Below are 20,364 nucleotides of genomic sequence, written 5' to 3'. Positions count from 1 at the left end.
GGCGTGGCGCCTCAGACCGACCCCAGGCTGCGCGAGCTGGACTTCGGCGAGGGCGAAGGCCTGACCTCCGCCGAGATGGCGGCCCGATTCCCCGAGGCGCGTGCCGCGTTCGAGTCCGACCCCGCCGAGCACCCGCTGCCCGGCGGCGAGGACCCGCACCAGGCCGCCGACCGGTTCGTCGCCGCACTCCACGACATCGCCGCCGCCCATTCCGACGGGCGCGTGCTGGTGGTCGCGCACACGACCGCCATCAGGCTCGCCCTGTGCCGCCTGATCGGGGTGCCGCTCGGCGAATACCGGCGGCTGTTCCCGCGCCTGGACAACTGCGCCCTGACCGAGGTGCGCCTGCGCGCCGGGCGGCGGGCCGCGATGCTGCAGTACAACTCCCCGATTGGAGCCGTTCGTTGACCATCCGAGTCCTTGCCGCAGGGGACCACTTCGTCCAGAACAGCCTGCTCATCGACGCGCTCAGGCGCGAGGTCCCCGGCGAGGTGGACATCAGCGAGCTGACGTTGCCGTGGCCGGTCGAGCCGTTCGGCCGGGTGGGCGAGGTGGACGAGGCGTCGGACGTGGAGGACGAGCTGATCGAGGCGCTGCGCGGCGTCGAGGTCTGCGTGACCCAGATGGCCCCCCTGACCAAGCGCGTCCTGGACGCCTCCCCTGACCTGCGGCTGTTCTGCGTGAGCCGGGGCGGCCCGGTGAACGCCAACCTGGAGGCGGCCAAGGAGGCGGGCGTGGCGGTGACGTTCGCACCTGGCCGCAACGCGGTGGCCACCGCCGAGCACACCCTGGCCATGCTGCTCGCCGCCACCCGCAGGATCCCCCAGACGCACAACGACCTCGCGGGCGGCGTGTGGCGGGGCGACTACTACATGTACGACAACGTCGGCCCCGAGCTGGACGGCAACACGGTCGGCCTGGTCGGCTACGGCGCGATCGGCCGCCGCGTGGCCCGCATGCTCGAGGGCTTCGGCGCGGACGTGCTGGTCTACGACCCGTACGTGGACGTGCCCGGCAAGGTGGACCTGGACGAGCTGCTCCGCCGCTCCCACTTCGTCTCCCTGCACGCCCGCGCCACCCCCGAGACCGTCGGCATGATCGGCGCGGCCCAGATCGCCGCCATGCCCCGCGGCTCGATCCTGGTCAACTGCGCCAGGGGCGCGCTGCTCGACTACGACGCCGTGTGCGACGCGCTGGACTCTGGCCACCTGTTCGGCGCCGCGATGGACGTCTTCCCCGAGGAGCCCATCCCGCCCGGCTCGCGCCTGCTCACGACCCCCAACCTGATCATGACCCCGCACCTGGCCGGGGCCAGCAAGCAGACGGCCATGAAGGCGGCCTCGATCGTGGCCGCGGATGTGGCCCGCTACGTGCGCGGCGAGCCACTCGCCCACGCGGCTACCCCTTGAGCGCCCCTGCCATCAGGCCGCGCATGAAGAACCGGCCCAGCACGACGTAGATCAGCATCGTCGGGATCGACGCCAGGATCGCCGCCGCCATCTGCTGGCTGTACGGGGTGGCCTGCGCGCCCGCGATGTTGTTCAGCATCACGGTCGTGGGCCAGCTCGTCGGCCCGGTCAGGAACACGGCGAACAGGAAGTCGTTCCAGAGCGAGGTGAACTGCCAGATGATGACGACCGCGATGGCCGGCCCCGACACCGGCAGCACCACCGACCAGTACGCCCGCAGCATCCCGGCCCCGTCCACCCGCGAGGCCTCGATCAGCTCATCGGGGATCGTGACGTAGTAGTTGCGGAAGATCAGCGTGCAGATCGGGATGCCGTACACGACGTGGGCCAGCACCAGCCCCGGGATGCCGCCGTAGAAGACGCCCTCGAGCCCGGTGCTCTCGTTCAGCCACACCAGCAGCTGCACCAGCGGGATCATCACCCCCTGGTACGGGATGAACATCCCGAACAGGAACAGCGTGAACAGCACGTCCGCACCGGGGAAGCGCCACTTGGACAGCACGTAGCCGTTCATGGAGCCCAGCGCGCACGACAGCAGCGAGCCCGGCACGGCCAGCAGCACGCTGTTCCACAGACCGGGCGACAGCTTCTCCCAGGCCACCCGCCACGCCTCGGTCGTCCACGTCCGCGGCAGGTTCCACGCCTGCCCCGGGTCCGCCTCCGTGAGCGGCTTGAAGCTGGTGACGAGCAGCACGTAGATCGGGATGAGCACGATCACCACGAGGACGACCAGCAGGCCGAACCGCACCCAGGAGAAGGCCGCCCTGCGCCCGGCCACCGCCGTCATGAGCGCCTCTCCTTACGCACGGACCAGATCAGGTACGGGATCACGAAGATCGCCACGCTGACCACGATGTAGGACGCGATCGTCGCCCCCTTGGCCGGATCGTTCGAGTCGAACACCGCCACCCACATGAACACCGCGGGCACGTCGGTGATGATCTGCTTCCCCGACACCGCCACGATCAGGTCGAAGACCTTGAGCGAGATGTGCCCCAGGATGATCAGCGCGGACAGGGTGACGGGCCTGAGCAGGGGCAGCACCACGTGCCGGTAGACGCCCCACTCGTTGCAGCCGTCCACCCGGGCGGCCTCCCGCAGTTCCTCGGGCACGCCCCGGAACCCGGCCAGAAACAAAGCCATGACATATCCGGACATCTGCCAGATGGCGGGGATCGCCATCGCGGCCATCCCCCAGTCCGGATCCCTGAACCACTGCCACTGCGGCAGCCCGATCCAGTCGAACAGCCGGTTCAAGCCGACCGCCCGCTCCCCCGTCCCCGAGTTCATCAGCCACCGCCACACGATCCCGGTCGCGACGAACGAGATGGCCATCGGGAACAGGTAGATCGCCCGGAACGTCCCCTCGCCCCTGATCCCCTTCTCCATGAGGAACGCCAGGAGCCAGCCGAGCAGCAGCGCCCCCAGCACGAACGCGATCGTGAAGACGATCGCGTGGTTCACCGACAGGTGCCAGCGCGGCTGGTCCCAGATGTCGACGAAGTTCTGCAGCCCCACGAACTTCCCCTCGGACACCCGATCGTGCTGGTCCGTCATGGCCAGCCGGAAGTTCCAGCCGAGCATGCCGTACACGAAGACGCCGATCAGGATGATCGACGGCGTGACGAGGAGGAGTCCGGGCAGCCACGTGCGTGCCCGCCTCACAAGCATTCCCTCCCACGGGCGGGGCGGACGCTCATGACGCCCGCCGCGCGCGATGAGTTATTGAGCGTTGGCCTTGGCCGCGTCGGAGAGCCCCTGCTGCAGGGCCTTGACGTCCTTGCTGCCGATGAACAGCCCGACCGCCTCGGTGATCGACGCCAGCCACGGCTGGTTCACCGAGACGCCGTGCTGGATCGACCCGGCGAGCTTGTTGCTCGACCAGTCCTTCAGCGCGTCGGCCAGGTAGTCGGTGTAGAGCGACTGGTCGGCGTCCTTGCGGGCGGGGATGGAGCCCTTCTTGGGGTTGAAGGCGTCCTGGCCCTCCTTGCTGGCCGCGACCTTCAGCCAGGCGATGGCCCCGTCACGGTTCTTCGCGCCCTTGGGGAGGGTGAAGCTGTCGGACAGCCACAGGTACGTGCCCGTGGTCCCCGGAGCCGGCGCCCAGTCGAAGTCCGTCTTCGACGTCTTGCCCAGGCCGCCCTCCGGCGGGTTGTGGAAGTAGCCGTACGCCCAGTCGCCCATGATGTTGAACGCGGCCTCGCCGTCGGCGACCTGCTTGGCGGCCGGCTGCCAGTCGTCCTGCGGGTCGCCCGCGTACGACATGATCTTCGCGAAGTCCTGGAGCGCCTTGGTCACCTGCGGGCTGTTCCAGTCGGCGCCCGGCTTGAACAGCGCGTTGTAGGCGTCGGTGCCCAGCGAGCCGAGCAGCACGTTCTCCATCAGGTGGACGACGGTCCACTCGGAGCCGATGGACAGCGGGATCTTGCCCTTGGCCTTGACCTTCTCCAGGTCCGCGATGAACTCGTCGATCGTCCTGGGCGCGGCTGCCACGCCGGCGTCCTTCAGCACGCCCGGGTTGAACCACAGCACGTTCGACCGGTGGATGTTCACCGGCACCGAATAGATCTTGCCGTCGACGCTGATCTGGTCGATGAGCTGGGTGGGGAAGACGTCCTTCAGCTTCAGCTCGTCGTAGAGGAAGGTCAGGTCCTCCAGGTTGCCGGCCTTGATGTAGCCCTGCAGCTCGGCGCCCGCGTGTCCCTGGAAAGTGTCGGGCGGGGTGTTGGCCTGGAGTTTCGACTGGAGCAGGGCCTTGGCCTTGTCACCGGAGCCGCCGGCCACCGCGGCGTCGAAGAACGTGAAGTTCGGATTCTGCTGCTCGAAGATCTTCTTCATCGCCTGGAGACCGTCGGCCTCGCCGGGGCCGGTCCACCAGGAGAAGACCTCAACCTGTTTCTTACCGCCGCCGGACGCCGGCGCCTGGGACGCCTGCCCGCCTCCTCCGCCGCCACAGGCCACCAGGCCGAGCACGCTCACGATTGAGATCGAGACGGTCGCTAACCATCGTCGCATCGCACACCATCCCTTCGAAGCCCCCCGAAGTTGGTGATTTGACAACGTTGTCAATCAACCCACTTCCCGGCGCGCGCCGTCAAGGGATGGGCAGATAACAGCTCCGCATATTCAGCGGATGCGCTCCAGCGTGCCCTCCGGGCTCGTCACCACCGTGACGCTGAAGTCGTAGCTGGTGCCGGGAAGATCGCCGCCGCCCGCGGCGACCACCAGGGCGCCCTTGGACACGCCGAGCCCGACCAGGGCCACAAGGTCGCAGCCGCCGTCGGGCAGCCACGTGGTGAGCACGACGTCGGACTCGGCCAGGCGTACGGGGAGGTCGAGCTCGGCCATCCTGGTCAGCAGGTCGGCGTGGGACATCCGGCGGCTGTCCGCCGTCAGCAGCGCGTCCTGGCGCTTGGCGTCGAGCACGGGCAGCGCGGTGGGCTCCAGCGTGAGCAGCCCGCGGAAGTCGATCGTGTCGAGCGCGGTGCCCAGCGAGACGACCTGGCGCACCCGGGACTCGTCGGCCGCCCGGACCGCCGTCTCCGCCAGGTCGGGAGTGGTGATCAGGGTGCGGGCGTCGCACTCCCGCAGCTGGGCGGCCATCTCGGAGGCGCCGAGCGCCGGATCGATCGGCGCCGCCACCCCGCCCGCGGCCAGCACCGTGTGCACCGCCAGCGTCTGCGCGCCGGCCGTCGAGACGTGCACGCCCACCACCTGGTCGCGCCGCGCGCCCCTGCGTACGAGCCCGGAGGCCGCCCTGGTCACCTCGGTCACCAGCCTTCGGTAACCGTAGACGTGACCGCCGCGCAGATCGACGAGCGCCGGCCGCTCGCCGCGCTCGTAGGCCTGGCGGAACACCTCGTGGATCACGGTGCCGGTGGTCGAGGCGGTGGGCTTCATGACCGCCAACGTACGGCCGCCGGGCGGGACCAGCATCCACCGATCTATGTAGGCAGATGTGCATTCCAGCGGGGCGGGCCCGAGCCCTGCGCGACTCGAGCCCGCAGTCACGCGCCCGGAGCCGGGTCCCCACCCCTCCGAGGAGGCCCAGCTCCGTGCGGACGCGTGACGTTCGCGATCGACCGGGCCGCTGCCGTTTGGCCGATCACACGTAGCAACGGTAGGCGTGCAGACGGGGGCAGCACATGCGCTGACATCGCCATTGGAGGGTGTAGCCGGGCCTGCACTGTGATGTGTAGAGAGGTGCACGGGTCAGCGGCTCTCGATCACCCATGCGGCGATCTGTGTACGTGTGGAGAAGCCCAGCTTGGACAGGATGTTCGCCACGTGGCGGGCGGCGGTCGCGGGGCTGATGACCAGTTCGTCGGCGATGGCCCGGTTACTGAGCCCCCTGGAGATCAGCTCGGCGATCTCGCGTTCCCTGGCCGTGAGCCTGCTGTCCTGGTGGACCGATATGACGGGCGCGGCGGGCCGTTCGGGCAGCGTGCCGTCGAGAGCGCACGCCACCGCCTGCTCGGCGGTCATGCCCGTGCCCTCGGCCCACAGCATGCCGACCACCGCCTCGCCGAGCTCCGCCCGGGCGGGACGCAGGACGTCCTCGGTACGCGCGTCGGGCTGCCGGCCGCGCAGCGCCACTGAGGCGGCGGCCAGCACGACGGCGCGCCGGTGGTCGCCCTCGGCGGTGACCAGGATCGCCCATTCCTCCAGCCGCCTGGCGATGCCAGAACGCAGCCCCGCGTCGCGGCTGAGCACCAGCGCCTCGGTGAGCCTGGCCCTGGCCTCCACCAGGTCGCCCTGGTCGAGCGCCACCTTGCCGAGCCCGGCCAGGCAGCTCACGATCTGCTGCCTGGCATCCACGTGCCGCAGCAGCCGCAGCCCCGACTCGTAGTGCCGCTTGGCCGTCGCGGGGTCGCCCGAGCGCCTGGCCACCTGGGCGAGCCCTATGTGGGCGTAGGCCTGGCCGACGTGATTGTCGAGGTCCTCGCTGATCGCCAGGACCTCCTCGAACGCGCGCTGCGCCTCGCGCAGGCGGCCGTGGTGCAGGCCGACCTGCGCTCTGGTGCCCTGGGCCAGCGACTCCAGGATGCGGTCGCCGGACTGCCTGGCCTGCTCCAGCGCACGGTCCAGGGTGTCGGGCTGGCCGGTGAGCTGGGCCAGCGCGATCAGGCCGATGGCCTCGCCGTACCCGTCCTGGACCGATCTGCACAGATCGAGCCCCGCGCGCGTGCACCGCGTGGCGAGCTCGAGGTCGCCCGCCGCCAGCGCCAGCTCGCCGCGCAGGATCGTGGCCTGCCCACGCAGCGCCGGTCGCACCTGCGGGGCGCCGAGCGCCAGCAGGCGGTCGAGCCGCTCTGTCACATCGAGCTGCCTGCCGCTGCCGACCAGCAGATACCGTACGTCGGTCAGCAGGCCGAACGCGGTCTCCGGCTGCCCGACGGCGATCGACCAGTCGCAGGCCGAGGCGATCTCGGCCTTGAGCGCGTCGAAGAGGTTGACGTACCGCTCGATCACCGGCCACGACGTGCGCGCCCCCGGCGCGATCGCGTCCTTGAACCGGGCCGCCATCGTGGCCAGCGCCGTCAGGTGCCTGTGCCGTAGCTCGGCCTCCTCGCCGGACTCGGCGAGCTGCTCCAGCGCGTAGTCGCGCACGGTCTCCAGCAGCCGGTAACGCGCCTGGCCGGCGATCTCGCCGTCCAGGGCGACCAGCGACTTGTCCACCAGATCGCACAGCCTGAGCAGCACGTCCTCCTCGGGCAGCCCCGGGCCCGAGCAGACGGCTTCCGCCAGGTCGAGCGTCCACGAGGAGCGGAAGGCGGCCGTGCGGCGCAGCAGCAGGCGTTCCTGCGGGGTGAGCAGCCGGTAGCTCCAGTCCACGGCGGCCCTGAGCGTGCGGTGCCTGGCCGGAGCCGTACGCGCGCCGCCCGCCAGCAGCCTGAACCGGTCGTCGAGCCGCTCGACGAGCTGGCAGACCGACACCACCCTGACCATGGCCGCGGCGAGCTCGATCGCCAGCGGAAGGCCGTCGAGCGCCTGGCACAACTCCACGACCAGCGGCCGGGTCTCGTCGGTCAGCTCGAAGTCGGGCCTGGCGGCGGTGGCCCTGGCCACGAACAGCCGCACGGCCTCGCTCTCCTCCCCGTCCACCGACAGCGGCGGCACCCGCCACACCGTCTCGCCCGGCACGCGCAACGGCTCCCTGCTGGTGGCCAGCACGGTGAGCCCAGGGCAGGCCCCGAGCAGGTCACGGCAGAGCTCCGCGCACTCGCCGATCACCGGCTCGCAGTTGTCGAGCAGCAGGAGCGCGCGCCGCCCGCCGATCGTCTCGGCCAGGTCGCTCACGATGCCGAGCGCGGCGGCGACGTAGCCTCTCAGCTCGCCCTTCTCCAGGTCGGCCAGCTCGATCAGCCACACGCCGCCCGGGTGGTCGGAGACGACCCTGTCGGCGAGCCGCAGGGCCAGCCGGGTCTTCCCGATGCCTCCCGCGCCGCAAAGGGTCACGGCGCGCGATACGCGCATCAAGTGGACGAGCTCGTCAATGTCCGACTCCCGACCCACGAACGCGTTCGGCTCGGCCGGCAGGTTGCTGAAGTCAGCAGATCGCAGCATCACTGTGAGTGTGTCACCAACTACGCCACGCGCCCATACGTAATCGTGGAGAACTGTCAGTGCCCGCGGGCACATTCACTCCAGAGCGGCCCTGATGACGTCGTGGACGATCGTGGTCACCGCCTCGGCCCGCGGCCCCGGATGCTCCAGCACGACCCCCACCGCCACCTCGGGCGCGTTGGCGGGGGCGAAGGCGGTGATGACCGCGTGGTCGTCCGTCCCCGGGATGACCTCCGACGCGGCGATTCCCGCGGTCTCCGGACCGGCCACCCCCGACCCGTGGGCTGCCACGGCGCGCGGCGTCGTCGTCATCATGGCCACCAGATTCCTGGCCACCGGGGGCGACACGGCCGTCCGGTAAACGGCAGGGTTGGCGCGGTCGATGACCGACCCGTCCGGCAGCCGCACCTCCTCCACCAGGTACGGCCGCATCAGCACCCCGTTGTCGGCCACGGCCGCCGACAGCATGGCGACCATCAGCGGCGTCACCCGGCTGTCGTGGTGCCCGATCGCCGACAGGGCGGTCTGTGACCTGTCCAGGCCGAGCGGATACCGGCTCGCGGTCGCGACCAGCGGAATCGCCAGGCTCGGCGCGTTGAACCCGAACGCCTCGGCCTGGTCTCTGAGCAGGTCCTGCCCGAGTTGGAGCCCGATGTTGGCGAACGCGGTGTTACAGGACACCTGGAACGCGTACGTGAGCGTCGGCCGGGCGTCCCCGCACCCGCCGCCATTCGCGTTCTGCAGGAACGTCGAAGTCCCTGGGAGCCGCAGCCGCGCGGGGGCGTCCACCAGCGCGGACGGGGTGTACTCGCCGGAGGCCAGCGCCGCCGCGGCCGTCACCAGCTTGAACGTGGAGCCGGGCGGATAGAGCTGGTTGAGTGCCCGGTTCAGCAGGGGGTGCGACGGGTCCTGCCCGAGCCGCCGCGAGGTCTCGGAGAGACGCGCGGGGTCGGAGGTGGTGAGAGCGTTCGGGTCGTACGTCGGATAGGTGGCCAGTGCCAGGATCGCCCCGGTCGCCGGGTCGATGGCCACCACCGCCCCCGGCAGCCCCGTCGCCTTGAGTCCCTGGTATGCGGCCCGCTGCACCTGATCCCTGATCGTCAGCCGGACGTCCGCCCCTTCCACGACACCGTCCCTGACCAGCGACCGCACCTTGACCTTGGGGTCCTCCCCGGACAGCACCCCGTCGCGCGCCTGCTCGATCCCGGTGGAGCTGTAGAGCGACATGTGCCCGGTGACGGCGGCGTACTGCTCGCCATCCCGGTAGAACCGCCGGTAGAGGTACGGGCCGGCGCCGGTCGGGCGGCTCGTGGCGATCGGCGTGCCGTCATAGGTGAGGATGTCGCCGCGCGGATGGTCGAACTTGTCGATCAGCGGCCGTTCGTTCCTGTGGTCCGAGTTGAGCGCGCGCGAGCCGAACGCCTGGACAAGCGTTATGTGCCCCAGCAGGAGGAACAGCATCGCCGAGCAGAGCCTGGCGACGCGGCGCAGCGGCTCGTCGATCCGCTCCGCCCTCGATCCGGCCATGGATCTTGGTTTAACAGCCGGACCGCAAAGGCGGGGCTAGAGGAGACTGCGATAGTAGGAGATCTTGTTGTGGATGTAGTGCTGCCGCTCGCCGAGGTTGTCGATCTGCGCCTGGACCTGCCGGTCGTGCTCCTCCAGCAGCTTGATCCGGTCGGGGATCGTGTGGTCCCCCGCGCGTACGAGTTCGGCGAAGCGCAACATCTGGCGGATGGGCATGCCCGTGTCACGCAGGCACCGGAGCATGCCGAGCCAGCCGACGTCCTCCTGGCTGAACCTGCGCTGCCCGGCCGCGTTCCGGCCGACGTGCTCCAGCAGCCCGATCTTCTCGTAGTAACGGAGAGTGTCGATGCTGAAGCCGGTCTCCTCGGACACTTCCCCTGGTGTGTACACACTCACAGCACCCAGCATCCCACCTGGAGTGCGCTCCAGGTCAACGGCTTGACATGGAGCGCGCTCCAGCTCTCAGAGTCTGGTTCATGAATATCGCGCTCGGCACGATTCCGTTCGGCACCACCGTCGGCCTGCGGGACACCTTCGCCATCCTGGACCGGTTCCACGAGGCCGGTGGCACGATGCTCGACACGGCCAACAACTACCCGTTCTGGGTGGAGGGCCGGTCGGGCGACGAGAGCGAGCTGGCCATCGGGGCGTGGCTGGCCGCCCGCGGCAACCGCGACGAGATCTTCATCAGCACGAAGGGCGGCGCCCGGCCCACCGTCCCCGGCGACACCACCCTGGACTCGGCCGAGGGCCTGTCCGCGTCCGCCGTCGCCAAGGCCGCCGAGGGCAGTCTGCAGCGGTTGGGGACGGACTACATCGACCTGTACTGGTCGCACATCGAAGACCGTTCCGTCCCGCTGGAAGAGACTTTGGGGGCGTTGAACAAGCTTTCCCAGCAGGGCAAGATCCGCAGCGCGGGGGCGAGCAACCTGGCGACCTGGCGCCTCGAACGAGCCAGGAACGTGTCGGCCGTCCGCGACTGGATCCCCTACACCTACATCCAGCTCCGCCACACGTACCTGCGGCCGCGGCCCTTGACCAAGCTCGAGGAGGCGGGGCACACGCTGGTCTCCGACGAGACCCTCGATTACCTGGCCGCCGAGCCGGACCTGACGCTGTGGGCGTACAACACGCTGATGTTCGGCGGGTACACGCGGCCCGACCGGCCCATTCCCGAGATCTACGACCACCCTGGGACGACGCGCCGGCTGGCGGTGCTGCGCGAGGTCGCGAACGAGCTGGGCGCCACCCCGAACCAGGTGGTCCTGGCCTGGCTGCTCGGGGACGGCATCGTGCCGATCGTGGGCGTCTCGACGATCGCCCAGCTGGAGGAGGCCATCGGCGCCGCCGACCTCAAGCTGGACCCCGAACTCCACACCCGTCTGAACACCGCCGCCTGACCCGTCAGGGGAGGTGGTCTGCCAGGTAGCGGCGGACGAGTTTCTTGCACTCGGCGATCAGCAGCGCGTCGCCGCGGGGATCTGCGCGGAACGCCAGCTTCAGCACCGCGTCCGTCGCCTCCACCGCCACCAGCAGCGCACGGTCCAGCCCCGGGCCCACGGGGGCGCCCAGGAGCTCGAGGGTGAGGGCGCGTAGCCGCTCGGCCACCACCACGTTGTTGTCCTGCGCCCCGTCCAGCGCCCACTTGCTGCCGGCGACCGAGGGCCCGCCGGGTGCGAGGAGGATCTCGCCGAAGTCCACCACCGCGAACCCCGGCGTGGTGCGCTTCATGTCGACGAACTCGTCGATGGCCAGGTCCACCAGATCCGTCCAGTGCCCGAGGTCGGCCTCGGGCATGCGTTCGATGATCCGGGCGAGGAACGCCTCGAGGTTGCGCCGGGCCAGCGCGCGCACCAACCCCTGTTTGTCGCGGAAGAACTGGTAGAACGTGCCGATCGGGACCTCGGCCCGGCGCGCCACCTCCTTCGTCGTCAGCGACTCGTAGCCGACCTCGTCGAGCAGGAGCGCGCACTCGTCGAGCATCCGCTCCACCCGCTCCACGCTCCGACGCTGGGCGGGACGGCGGCGCAAGGTACTCGTCATGCCCCCATCCTGACGTATTACCGGAAGGTAAAGTTCGCCACGAAAGCATCAGGCAGGGAGGAGCCCGGGATGTTCCTGTGGGGTACGGCAACGGCCGCGTACCAGATCGAGGGCGCCGTCGAGGAGGACGGCAGGGGCGTCTCCATCTGGGACACCTTCGCCCACGAGCCGGGCCGCATCAGGGACGGGCACACCGGGGACGTGGCATGCGACCACTATCACCGGTGGCGCGAGGACATCGAGCTCATGTCCGGTCTGGGAGTGAACGCCTACCGGTTCTCGATCGCCTGGCCGCGCGTCCAGCCCCAAGGGGACGGGCCCGTCAACGCACAGGGGCTCGACTTCTACGAGCGGCTGGTGGACGCACTGCTCGAGCGCGGCATCCAGCCGGTGCCGACGCTGTTCCACTGGGACCTGCCGCAGGCGCTGCAAGATCGCGGCGGGTGGTTAAAGCGCGAAATTTCGGAAAAGTTCGCGGACTACGCCGCCGCAGTCGCCGACCGTCTGGCCGACCGCGTCCCCCTCTGGATCACCCTGAACGAGCCGTTCGTCCATATGGCCTACGGATACGCCATGGGCATCCACGCCCCGGGCCAGGTCCTCCTCACGGACGCGCTCCCGGCCGCCCACCACCAGCTCCTGGCGCACGGACTGGCCACGCAGGCGCTGAGGGCCGCGGGCGCCCGCCAGGTGGCCATCACCAACAACTGCACCCCGGTCTGGCCGGCCTCACAGCAGGAGCCCGACCTCAAGGCGGCGGACGCGTACGACATCCTCCACAACCGCCTGTTCAACGACCCCGTACTTCTCGGCAAATATCCGGACCTGTCGGCGTACACCCAATCCCTGGACTTCCTCCAGGACGGCGACCTCGACATCATCGCCACCCCGCTGGACGCCCTGGGCATCAACTACTACAACCCCACCCGCATAGCCGCCCCCGCGGACGAGATGCTCCCCTTCTCGGACACAGGGATCACCGGCTACCCCACGACCGCGTTCGGCTGGCCGGTCGTCCCCGACGGCCTGCGCGAGCTCCTGACCGGCCTCAAGACGAGGTACGGCACCGCGCTCCCGCCCATCCTCATCACGGAGAACGGCTGCTCCACCGAGGACACGGTCCAGGACGACGCCCGGATCGACTTCCTGGACGGCCACATCGGGGCGATGCGCCAGGCCATGGCCGAAGGCGTGGACGTACGGGGCTACTTCGTCTGGTCCCTGCTGGACAACTTCGAGTGGGCCGAGGGCTACCACCAGCGCTTCGGCCTCGTACGCGTGGACTTCGAGACCCAGCGCCGCACCCCGAAGGCGTCGTACCGATGGCTGCGGGACTTCCTGAAGGCTCAGAACACCGACACGTGAACGTGGTCGTAGTGGTTGGCCGTGATCCCGCCGCGGTCCGACATCGGATCCCAGCCGCCGCCCGACCGGATGTCGTAGTAGCGCTGCTTCCAGATGATGTACATGACGCCGATCCGGGCGCCGTTCTTGATCAGATAATCCGCCAGAGCGTCACCGCGGGCCTCGTCGGCGCCGCTGGCCCGGGTGCCGCCTCTCGACATCATGAAGTCGCAGGCACGCCCCTTCCCGTGCTCGCCGGGGTCGCCGGGGCGTAGGCAGCCGACGCCGTACTTCATGGGGAAGTTCTGCATGATGTCGGCGCGCACCGAGATCATGCGCTGGGTCAGCCCCTCGGAACCGCCGGGCTGCTGGAAGCCGAACTTGGCGAGCAGCTTCTCGACGTCGCGCTGCTTGCTCTGCAGCTTCTTGATCTCCTTCTGCAGCTTCTCGATCTTGTCGTTGGCGGCGATCTTCGCCGCTTTGGACTTCTCGATCAGCTTCTGGACGTTCTCGACGCGCCTGGTGCGCTCGTCGGCCATGTAGGTCATGCTGGCCGCCTGCCCCAGCATCACGTACGGGTCGACGTTGGGGGCGATGAGCTGAAAGGTGTCAATAGGGCCCACCATGTACGCGGTCTGCGCGATGCGCCCCACGTCCGCCTGCGCCTCCTTCAACTGGGCCAGCAGGGAGCCGGAAGTGGTGGTGGCCTTCTTCACCTGGAGCTTGACCTCCTCCAGGCTCTGGATCTGGCCGCGGTAGCGCTTCTCGAGCTCGTCGGCCTGCTTGGCGAGTTTTCGCAGGTCAGCAGGGCTGGGATCGGCCGCGGCAGGCAGCGAGGCAGGGAGGCCGAGCAGCCCGGCGAGGACGGCGACTAGACCGGCGACCCGCCAGATTCTCACACCCGCCCCCTCCCTCATAGACGGACCGAAACTATAGAAGATGATCTTGATCTCTGTCACCCGAACGACCGAACTGCCGCACCTTTGGCGAAAATTCTAGATATTTGTCCGGATTAAGGAGGAGCTAAAGATTGGGCCTTGTATAGATCGCTCCAACGGTCTGAGATGGCGATCGAACTCGTCTCTGCGAAGGGGCAGATCGTGTCTCGAACATTGACCCTCGCCGCAGCCGTCATCCTCGGCTTAGGCACGTCCATCGTGGCCACGACGGCGGAAGCGTCCGTGGACCCCTTACCGGCCGGCGACCGCATCGAGCTCTACCAGCTCGACAGCCCGCCGGGCACCGCCCAGGAGCTTAGGGAGAAGGGCTTCGACGTCGTCCAGCAGCAGAACAAGGGCGGCAAGGAGCACATCGAGCTGACCGCCGCCCAGACAGACCTGGCCGCGCTGCGCAAGCTCGGCCACAAACCCGAGCCCGTACGCAATCCGCAGGGCCAGAGCCAGCTGGAGGCCGCCAAGGCACAGGCTGCGGGCGGCTACACCGTCTGGAAGTCCTACTCCGAGTCGGGCGGCATCGCCGACCAGCTCAAGGCCATCGCGAACGCCAACAAGGACATCGTCAAGCTCGAGTCGATCGGCAAGTCGCTGAAGGGCCAGGACATCCTGGCCGTCAAGGTCACCACGGGCGCCCGGCTGCTGCCTGACGGTCTCAAGCCCTCGACGCTCTACTCCGCCACGCAGCACGCCCGCGAGTGGATCGCCGCTGAGCTGGACATGCGGCTGCTCAAGCACGTGATCGCGAACAAGGCCACGCTGAAGGACCTGCTGAACAAGACCGAGCTGTGGTTCGTGCCGGTGGCCAACCCCGACGGGTACGACTTCACGTTCACCGAGGGCAACCGCCTGTGGCGCAAGAACCTGCGCGACAACGACGGCGACGGCAAGATCACGATCGGCGACGGCGTCGATCCGAACCGGAACTTCCCCACGAACTTCCACTACGACGAGGAGGGCTCGTCGAGCATCCCGAGCAGCGAGACCTTCCGCGGCGCGGGCCCGGCCAGCGAGCCGGAGACCAAGGCCATGGACGGCCTGCTCAAGCGCGTCGGGTTCGAGATGAACCTCAACTACCACTCCTTCGGCCCGCTGCTGCTCTACCCGAGTGGCTTCCAGATCGCCACGGAGACGGCCGACAACCCGATCTACGAGGCCATCACCGGCAACGACGCCAACCCCGCCGTCCCCGGCTTCGACCCCGACCTCGGCGCCGAGCTGTACACCACGAACGGCGACACCAACGACCATGCCCACCGCCAGTACGGCACGCTGTCGTGGACGCCGGAGCTGGACGAGGGCTGCGACGGCTGCGGGTTCGTCTTCCCGGACGACGAGGCTGCGGTGCAGGCGGAGTTCGAGAAGAACCTGCCGTTCGCGCTCGACGTGGCCAAGTCCGCGGTCAACCCCGTCGAGCCGGTGAACCACCTGGGTAACACGACCCCCGACTTCGAGATCGACCCGTTCGAGGTCAGCTACGGCAAGGACCAGGTCGTCCAGGTCGACGCCAAGCGCAAACTCGGCCCGGTCTTCCTGAACTACCAGGTCAACGGCGGCCGTACCAAGACGGCCCTGACCTCCGAGTGGAACGGCGGCGAGCGCTACGGCAAGGGCTACAACCGCTACTACCACCGGCTGCGCGGCAAGATCACCGGTACGAAGCCCAATGACAAGGTGAAGGTCTGGTTCAGCTCGATCGGCAGGAAGAGCGCCGACTTCACCTACACCGTCGCGACCGACATCGGCGGCAAGGTGCTGATCCTGGCCACCGAGGACGTCACGGGCCTCAGCCCCGCGCAGGGCGTGACCGAGGCCAAGTACGCCGACGAGTACGCCGCCGCGCTCCAGACGGCCGGCTACACCTCGGACGTGTACGACATGGACAAGATGGGCCGCAAGGCCCCGCACCCGCTCGGTGTGCTCAGCCACTACAAGGCCGTGGTGTGGGAGACCGGCGACGACATCATCCCGAGATCGCCCGGCCAGGTGGCGGGCACGACCTCCAAGGGCGGCGTGGACACCGAGCTGGCGGTCCGCGACTACCTGAACGAGGGCGGCAAGCTGCTGCACGCCGGCAAGTTCCCGTCGTACGCGGCCAACAACAACGGCGCCTACTACTACCAGCCCGACCAGCCGGCGCAGCCCGAGTGCACGGTCCCGAACGACCCGCCGTGCATCCCGGTGTTCAACGACTTCCAGCAGTACTGGCTCGGCGCGTACGTCTACTTCGACGACGCGGGCACCGACCAGAACACCGGCCAGCCGTACGCGCTGCAGGGCCACGGAGGCAAGTTCGAGGGCTTCAACGCCACGATCGAGCCGAGCCACACCAACTCGTTCGTGGCCACCTCGGCCATCCTGCCCGCCGACCAGTTCCCGCTGTTCGCGAGCTCGGCGCAGGTCAAGTGGGCACGCCCGGGCGGCCCGTTCGACCCGCACACCGGCTCCTGGGACGTCTACAGCGGCATCGCCGACGTCTCGTGGAAGCGGCTGACCAAGACGATCGACCTGACCGGGAAGACCAGTGGCGACCTGTCGTTCTGGACCTCGTACGACACCGAGAGCGGCTGGGACTTCCTGACGGTCGAGGCGCACACGGCGGGCGGCGACGACTGGACCACGCTGCCGGACGCCAACGGGCACACCACCCAGGAGACCGGCAGCAGCTGCGATCCGCCCAGCGGCGGCGAGGGCTGGCGGGCGATCCACCCGTTCACCCAGCGCTACCAGGGCCCGAACTGCGAGCCGACCGGCACGTCCGGCGCCTGGCACGCGGCCACCGGCAACTCGGGCGGCTGGCAGCAGTGGAAGGTCGACCTGACCCCGTACGCGGGCAAGAAGGTCGAGCTGTCCGTCTCCTACATCAGCGACTGGGGCACCCAGGGTGCGGGCGTTTTCCTGGACGACTTCGCGGTCACCCTGGACGGCGCGACGGCCGAGCAGACCTCGTTCGAGTCGGACCTGGGCGGCTGGACCGTCGGGGCGCCTCCCGAGGGCACCTCACCGTCGATCAACAACTGGTTCCGCACGGACCAGGTCTTCGAGGAAGGCGGCGGCATCGTCACCAAGGACACCGTCTACCTGGGATTCGGCGCTGAGAGCGTGACCGACCAGGCCACGCGGGCCGACCTTGTCAAGCGGTCCATGCAGCATCTGCTCGGTTAAGGCCCAGGAGGGGTGCGGCGAGCCATGCCGCACCCCTCTTGCGTGTCCGGACAGAACATGGTTCGGTCACCTTGAGGAGTCCCGAAAGCAAGCAAGCATTCGGTCAAGCAGGAGGCTCACGACATGCGCCAGCACGACACGCTGTTCATCGGGGGCGAATGGGTGGCCCCAGCGGGCACCGGAACGATAGACGTCGTCTCCCCGCACACCGAAGAGGTGGTCGGCCGGGTGCCCGACGGCACGGCCGAGGACATGGAGCGGGCGGTCGCGGCCGCCAGGGAGGCGTTCGACCACGGGCCGTGGCCGCGGATGACGTTCGCCGAGCGGGCCGAGGTGATCGGCAGGCTGGCCGCGATCTACAACGAGCGGCAGGGCGAGATGGCCCAGCTCATCACGGAGGAGATGGGCTCGCCGATCACGTTCTCGAACCTGGCCCAGGCACCCCAGCCGCTGGGCATGCTGCAGTACTACGCCGAGCTGGGCAAGACGTTCGAGCAGGAGGACCAGCGGCCGGGGCTGTTCGGCCCGCTGACCGTGCGCAGGGAGCCCGTAGGCGTGGTGGCGGCCGTGGTGCCGTGGAACGTGCCCCAGTTCGTCACGATGACCAAGGTCGCGCCCGCGCTGCTGGCCGGCTGCACCATCGTGCTCAAGCCGGCGCCCGAGACGCCGCTGGACGCGTACCTGCTGGCCGAGTGGGCTCTCGAGGCGGGCCTCCCGGCGGGCGTGCTCAACATCGTGGCCGCGGGCCGCGAGGCCGGCGAGCACCTGATCTCCCACCCCGGCGTGGACAAGGTGGCCTTCACCGGCTCGACGGCCGCCGGCCGGCGCATCGCGGCCATCTGCGGCGAGCAGCTCAAGCGGGTAAGCCTGGAGCTGGGCGGCAAGTCCGCCGCGATCATCCTGGACGACGCCGACCTGGCCGCCAGCATGGGCTTCCTCTCCGTGGCCTCGCTCATGAACAACGGCCAGGCGTGCGTGGCCCAGACCCGCATCCTGGCCTCGCGCAACCGCTACGACGAGGTCGTCGAGGCCGTCGCCGGCATGGTCAACTCCCAGCCTGTCGGCGACCCCGCCGACCCGGCGACCGGCATCGGCCCGCTGGTGGCCAAGCGGCAGCAGGACCGGGTCGAGGGCTACATCAAGATCGGCATGGACGAGGGCGCCAAGGTCGTCGTAGGCGGCCTGGACCGCCCTCGCGACCGCGGCTGGTACGTCTCCCCCACCGTCTTCGCCGGCGTCACCAACGACATGCGCATCGCGCGTGAGGAGATCTTCGGCCCGGTCCTGGCCGTGATTCCGTACGAGGACGAGGCGGACGCCGTACGCATCGCCAACGACAGCGACTACGGCCTGGCCGGCACGGTCTGGACGGCCGACACCGAGCACGGCATGGACGTGGCCCGCCAGGTCCGCACCGGCACGTACGGCGTGAACTGCTTCATGCTGGAGACCAACGCGCCCTTCGGCGGCTACAAGGCCAGCGGCATCGGCCGCGAACTCGGCCCCGAGGGCCTGAACGGCTATCTGGAGTACAAGACGATCGCCCGGCTCGGCTAGACCTCTTGCGAAGGGCCTCGCGGCACGCCGCGAGGCCCTTCTTCGTGCCCCGGGACGTGCACCCAGCGCGCCCCCGCAACGCTAGGTACAGATCCCGCTACCGGAAGTATGTCCCACGGCCACCGCGAAGGCGGTTTCCTTCCCCAGGGACTTTCTCCCGGCGGTTTCTTTCTTTCCGCCCTAGATAGACGCGTTTAACTCACGAAAGGTTCGAGGCAATCCATTTGCCGATTTTGCGGATGAGATCGGGGGTGGCGGCGGACTCCGCGTGGCCGTACCCCGGCTCGATCCAGAGCTCCTTGGGCTCGCGCGCGCCCGCGTACAGCTGGTGCGGGTGGTCGAGCGGGAAGAACGTGTCGGCGTCGCCGTGCACGATCAGCAGCGGCGTCGGCGAGATGAGCCCGGCCGCCTCGTGGGGCGGCACCGGGATCGGGTCCCACTGGCCGCGGGCGATCCTGGTGCGCTTGGCCATCCTGGCCGCCCAACGGCCGAGGGGCCGCTCGATGGCCCAGTGGACCTGCCGCATCGGCTTGGTGCCGCAGTAGTACCAGCGGGCCGGGCCGCTCACCGACACCACCGCGTCCACGCCCCCGCGCAGCCCCGCGTACCGTACGGCCACCGCCGCGCCCATGGAGAAGCCCACAACCGCGATCTTGGAGTACCCGACCACGCGGGCGTGCCTGACGGCCGCCTCCACGTCGAGGATCTCCAGGTCGCCGACCGTGGTCTCGCCGCCGGAGCGCCCGTGGCCGCGGAAGTCGAAGGCGACCACGCCGCCGTACTCGCTCAGCACGTGCACGATGCGGCGCGCGCTGCGCTCCCGCCACGACCCGGTGAACCCGTGCGCCACCACGATCCCGGTGTGGGTGCGTGTGGACGGGGTGTGTGCGGCGTCGATGCGGACCCCGTCGTCGGTTCTGAGCATGACGGGAAAGTTGGGCGCGAACGGCATGGATATGAGCTTATGTTCGCCCCGCGTCCACCCCGTGCTCGGCCGCCCACACCGCGATCTGCGTCCGCGAGTCGAAGTCCAGTTTCTCCATGATGTTGGCGATATGCCGGGCAACGGTCGCCGGGCTGATCACCAGCTCCTGGGCGATGCCGCGGTTGCTCAGCCCGTCGGCGAGCAGGGCGGCGACCTCCTGCTCCCGCGCGGTCAGCCCGCCGTACGGCGCCGCCTCCTGAGCACGCGTGCCCGGCTGCGAGGAGGCGTACGCGACCTCCCCCTCGAGCACCCATCTGGCCACCTCCTCAGGCGGCCGCTCCGCGCCCCTGGCCCAGAGCAGCGCCACCCGCCCCGCCCCGAGCCTCGATCGCGCGAGCTCCAGCAGCTCCTGGATGCGGCCCGGCGTGCCGAACTGCCCGATGGACTCGCGCAGCGCGGTGGCGGCCGACCCGGCCAGCACCGCGCCCTCCAGGTCGTCCTGGGCCCGCGCCAGGGCGGACAGCGCCACGAGCGCACGCATGATGCCCCTGCGCTGGCCCATCTGCCTGCTCAGGTCCAGGCCGGCGGAGATGTGGCTCCTGGCCGCGGCATAGTCGCCCAGCCCGGCCGCCACCCGGCCGAGCTGGGCATGGCAGCGCGCCAGCTCGACGCGGTTGTCCATGTCCTCGATCAGCGGCAGCGCGGCGGCGTGGTGCGACCTGGCCGTCTCCAGGTCGCCCGCCGCCTCGGCCACCGCGCCCAGGTGGGTCAGCGCCCTGGCCACCGTCCAGTGGTGCCCGGCCTCCCTGGCCAG

17 protein-coding genes are annotated in these 20,364 nt (G+C 69.5%); 6 read left to right on the top strand and 11 right to left on the bottom strand.

What is annotated here, in order from left to right; translation table 11 throughout:
* Together AB0J09_RS27940 and AB0J09_RS27935 are read left to right on the top strand one after the other, a co-directional pair.
* The coding region (locus tag AB0J09_RS27940) for a histidine phosphatase family protein (RefSeq protein ID WP_360697212.1) at window positions 1–408 on the top strand (408 nt) is incomplete at its 5' end.
* On the top strand, window positions 405–1,409 hold the full coding sequence (locus tag AB0J09_RS27935; protein WP_360697209.1) for a 2-hydroxyacid dehydrogenase: 1,005 nt from the start codon (window positions 405–407) through the stop codon (window positions 1,407–1,409). The genes AB0J09_RS27940 and AB0J09_RS27935, both read left to right, overlap by 4 nt.
* On the opposite strand, the gene AB0J09_RS27930 is transcribed toward AB0J09_RS27935, so the two are convergent.
* From AB0J09_RS27930 to AB0J09_RS27900, 7 genes are all read right to left on the bottom strand, one after another.
* Window positions 1,399–2,256: a carbohydrate ABC transporter permease gene (locus AB0J09_RS27930; RefSeq protein WP_360697206.1), complete on the bottom strand. Its 858-nt coding sequence runs from the start codon at window positions 2,254–2,256 to the stop codon at window positions 1,399–1,401. The two genes, AB0J09_RS27935 and AB0J09_RS27930, sit on opposite strands and share 11 nt — an antisense overlap.
* Window positions 2,253–3,140, bottom strand: coding sequence for a sugar ABC transporter permease (locus tag AB0J09_RS27925; RefSeq protein WP_360697203.1), 888 nt, complete (start codon window positions 3,138–3,140; stop codon window positions 2,253–2,255). Before AB0J09_RS27925 ends, AB0J09_RS27930 begins: the two co-directional genes overlap by 4 nt.
* A gap of 51 nt (window positions 3,141–3,191) precedes the next feature.
* Entirely contained in the window at window positions 3,192–4,484 is a 1,293-nt protein-coding gene (locus AB0J09_RS27920; protein WP_360697200.1) for an ABC transporter substrate-binding protein, read from the bottom strand.
* Between the two features lie 111 nt (window positions 4,485–4,595).
* A complete protein-coding gene (locus AB0J09_RS27915) occupies window positions 4,596–5,369 on the bottom strand; it encodes an AMP-binding protein (RefSeq protein ID WP_360697197.1) in 774 nt (257 codons plus the stop codon).
* A gap of 312 nt (window positions 5,370–5,681) precedes the next feature.
* A complete protein-coding gene (locus AB0J09_RS27910) occupies window positions 5,682–8,036 on the bottom strand; it encodes a LuxR C-terminal-related transcriptional regulator (RefSeq protein ID WP_360697194.1) in 2,355 nt (784 codons plus the stop codon).
* A 75-nt stretch (window positions 8,037–8,111) separates the two neighbouring features.
* Complete coding sequence (locus AB0J09_RS27905; protein WP_360697191.1) at window positions 8,112–9,563, bottom strand: penicillin-binding transpeptidase domain-containing protein; 1,452 nt, start codon at window positions 9,561–9,563, stop codon at window positions 8,112–8,114.
* 36 nt (window positions 9,564–9,599) lie between these two features.
* Window positions 9,600–9,959, bottom strand: coding sequence for a MerR family transcriptional regulator (locus AB0J09_RS27900; protein WP_360697189.1), 360 nt, complete (start codon window positions 9,957–9,959; stop codon window positions 9,600–9,602).
* Between the two features lie 80 nt (window positions 9,960–10,039).
* Between AB0J09_RS27900 and AB0J09_RS27895 the strand changes: the two genes are divergently transcribed.
* Window positions 10,040–10,963 (top strand): aldo/keto reductase, encoded by a 924-nt coding sequence (locus tag AB0J09_RS27895; RefSeq protein WP_360697186.1) that lies wholly within the window; start codon window positions 10,040–10,042, stop codon window positions 10,961–10,963.
* A 4-nt stretch (window positions 10,964–10,967) separates the two neighbouring features.
* Here AB0J09_RS27895 and AB0J09_RS27890 read toward each other — a convergent pair whose 3' ends face one another.
* Window positions 10,968–11,606, bottom strand: a complete 639-nt coding sequence (locus AB0J09_RS27890; protein WP_360697183.1) for a TetR family transcriptional regulator — start codon at window positions 11,604–11,606, stop codon at window positions 10,968–10,970.
* Window positions 11,607–11,675: 69 nt separating this feature from the next.
* On the opposite strand from AB0J09_RS27890, the gene AB0J09_RS27885 reads away from it, so the two are divergent.
* Window positions 11,676–12,971 carry a GH1 family beta-glucosidase gene (locus AB0J09_RS27885; protein WP_360697180.1) on the top strand — a complete coding sequence of 432 codons (1,296 nt, stop codon included), beginning with the start codon at window positions 11,676–11,678 and terminating at the stop codon, window positions 12,969–12,971.
* On the opposite strand, the gene AB0J09_RS27880 is transcribed toward AB0J09_RS27885, so the two are convergent.
* The gene (locus AB0J09_RS27880) at window positions 12,953–13,849 is read right to left on the bottom strand and encodes a hypothetical protein (RefSeq protein ID WP_360697177.1); all 897 of its coding nucleotides are present in this window, start codon (window positions 13,847–13,849) and stop codon (window positions 12,953–12,955) included. The two genes, AB0J09_RS27885 and AB0J09_RS27880, sit on opposite strands and share 19 nt — an antisense overlap.
* Before the next feature lie 201 nt (window positions 13,850–14,050).
* Here AB0J09_RS27880 and AB0J09_RS27875 point away from each other — a divergent pair, with 201 nt between their 5' ends.
* Both AB0J09_RS27875 and AB0J09_RS27870 read left to right on the top strand, forming a co-directional pair.
* On the top strand, window positions 14,051–17,068 hold the full coding sequence (locus tag AB0J09_RS27875; protein WP_360697174.1) for a M14 family zinc carboxypeptidase: 3,018 nt from the start codon (window positions 14,051–14,053) through the stop codon (window positions 17,066–17,068).
* Window positions 17,069–17,191: 123 nt separating this feature from the next.
* Window positions 17,192–18,625: an aldehyde dehydrogenase gene (locus tag AB0J09_RS27870; protein ID WP_360697171.1), complete on the top strand. Its 1,434-nt coding sequence runs from the start codon at window positions 17,192–17,194 to the stop codon at window positions 18,623–18,625.
* Between the two features lie 199 nt (window positions 18,626–18,824).
* On the opposite strand, the gene AB0J09_RS27865 is transcribed toward AB0J09_RS27870, so the two are convergent.
* Window positions 18,825–19,577, bottom strand: a complete 753-nt coding sequence (locus AB0J09_RS27865) for an alpha/beta fold hydrolase (protein WP_360697168.1) — start codon at window positions 19,575–19,577, stop codon at window positions 18,825–18,827.
* A 10-nt stretch (window positions 19,578–19,587) separates the two neighbouring features.
* Window positions 19,588–20,364, bottom strand: a 777-nt coding sequence (locus tag AB0J09_RS27860) for a LuxR C-terminal-related transcriptional regulator (RefSeq protein WP_360697165.1), incomplete at its 5' end; no start/stop codon positions are given.

This window comes from Nonomuraea sp. NPDC049784 (assembly GCF_040659615.1).
Lineage (GTDB): Bacteria > Actinomycetota > Actinomycetes > Streptosporangiales > Streptosporangiaceae > Nonomuraea.
The sequence above is the reverse complement of the archived record's forward strand: the minus strand, read 5'-3'. Positions and strand labels throughout refer to the sequence as shown.

Excerpts from the sequence above, each read along its gene's own strand:
- AB0J09_RS27865 (WP_360697168.1), bottom strand. The coding sequence starts at position 19,577 with ATGCCGTTCGCGCCCAACTTTCCCGTCATGCTCAGAACCGACGACGGG.
- AB0J09_RS27930 (WP_360697206.1), bottom strand. The coding sequence starts at position 2,256 with ATGACGGCGGTGGCCGGGCGCAGGGCGGCCTTCTCCTGGGTGCGGTTC.
- AB0J09_RS27890 (WP_360697183.1), bottom strand. The coding sequence starts at position 11,606 with ATGACGAGTACCTTGCGCCGCCGTCCCGCCCAGCGTCGGAGCGTGGAG.
- AB0J09_RS27925 (WP_360697203.1), bottom strand. The coding sequence starts at position 3,140 with ATGCTTGTGAGGCGGGCACGCACGTGGCTGCCCGGACTCCTCCTCGTC.
- AB0J09_RS27885 (WP_360697180.1), top strand. The coding sequence starts at position 11,676 with ATGTTCCTGTGGGGTACGGCAACGGCCGCGTACCAGATCGAGGGCGCC.
- AB0J09_RS27915 (WP_360697197.1), bottom strand. The coding sequence starts at position 5,369 with ATGAAGCCCACCGCCTCGACCACCGGCACCGTGATCCACGAGGTGTTC.
- AB0J09_RS27920 (WP_360697200.1), bottom strand. The coding sequence starts at position 4,484 with ATGCGACGATGGTTAGCGACCGTCTCGATCTCAATCGTGAGCGTGCTC.
- AB0J09_RS27870 (WP_360697171.1), top strand. The coding sequence starts at position 17,192 with ATGCGCCAGCACGACACGCTGTTCATCGGGGGCGAATGGGTGGCCCCA.
- AB0J09_RS27895 (WP_360697186.1), top strand. The coding sequence starts at position 10,040 with ATGAATATCGCGCTCGGCACGATTCCGTTCGGCACCACCGTCGGCCTG.
- AB0J09_RS27910 (WP_360697194.1), bottom strand. The coding sequence starts at position 8,036 with ATGCTGCGATCTGCTGACTTCAGCAACCTGCCGGCCGAGCCGAACGCG.
- AB0J09_RS27905 (WP_360697191.1), bottom strand. The coding sequence starts at position 9,563 with ATGGCCGGATCGAGGGCGGAGCGGATCGACGAGCCGCTGCGCCGCGTC.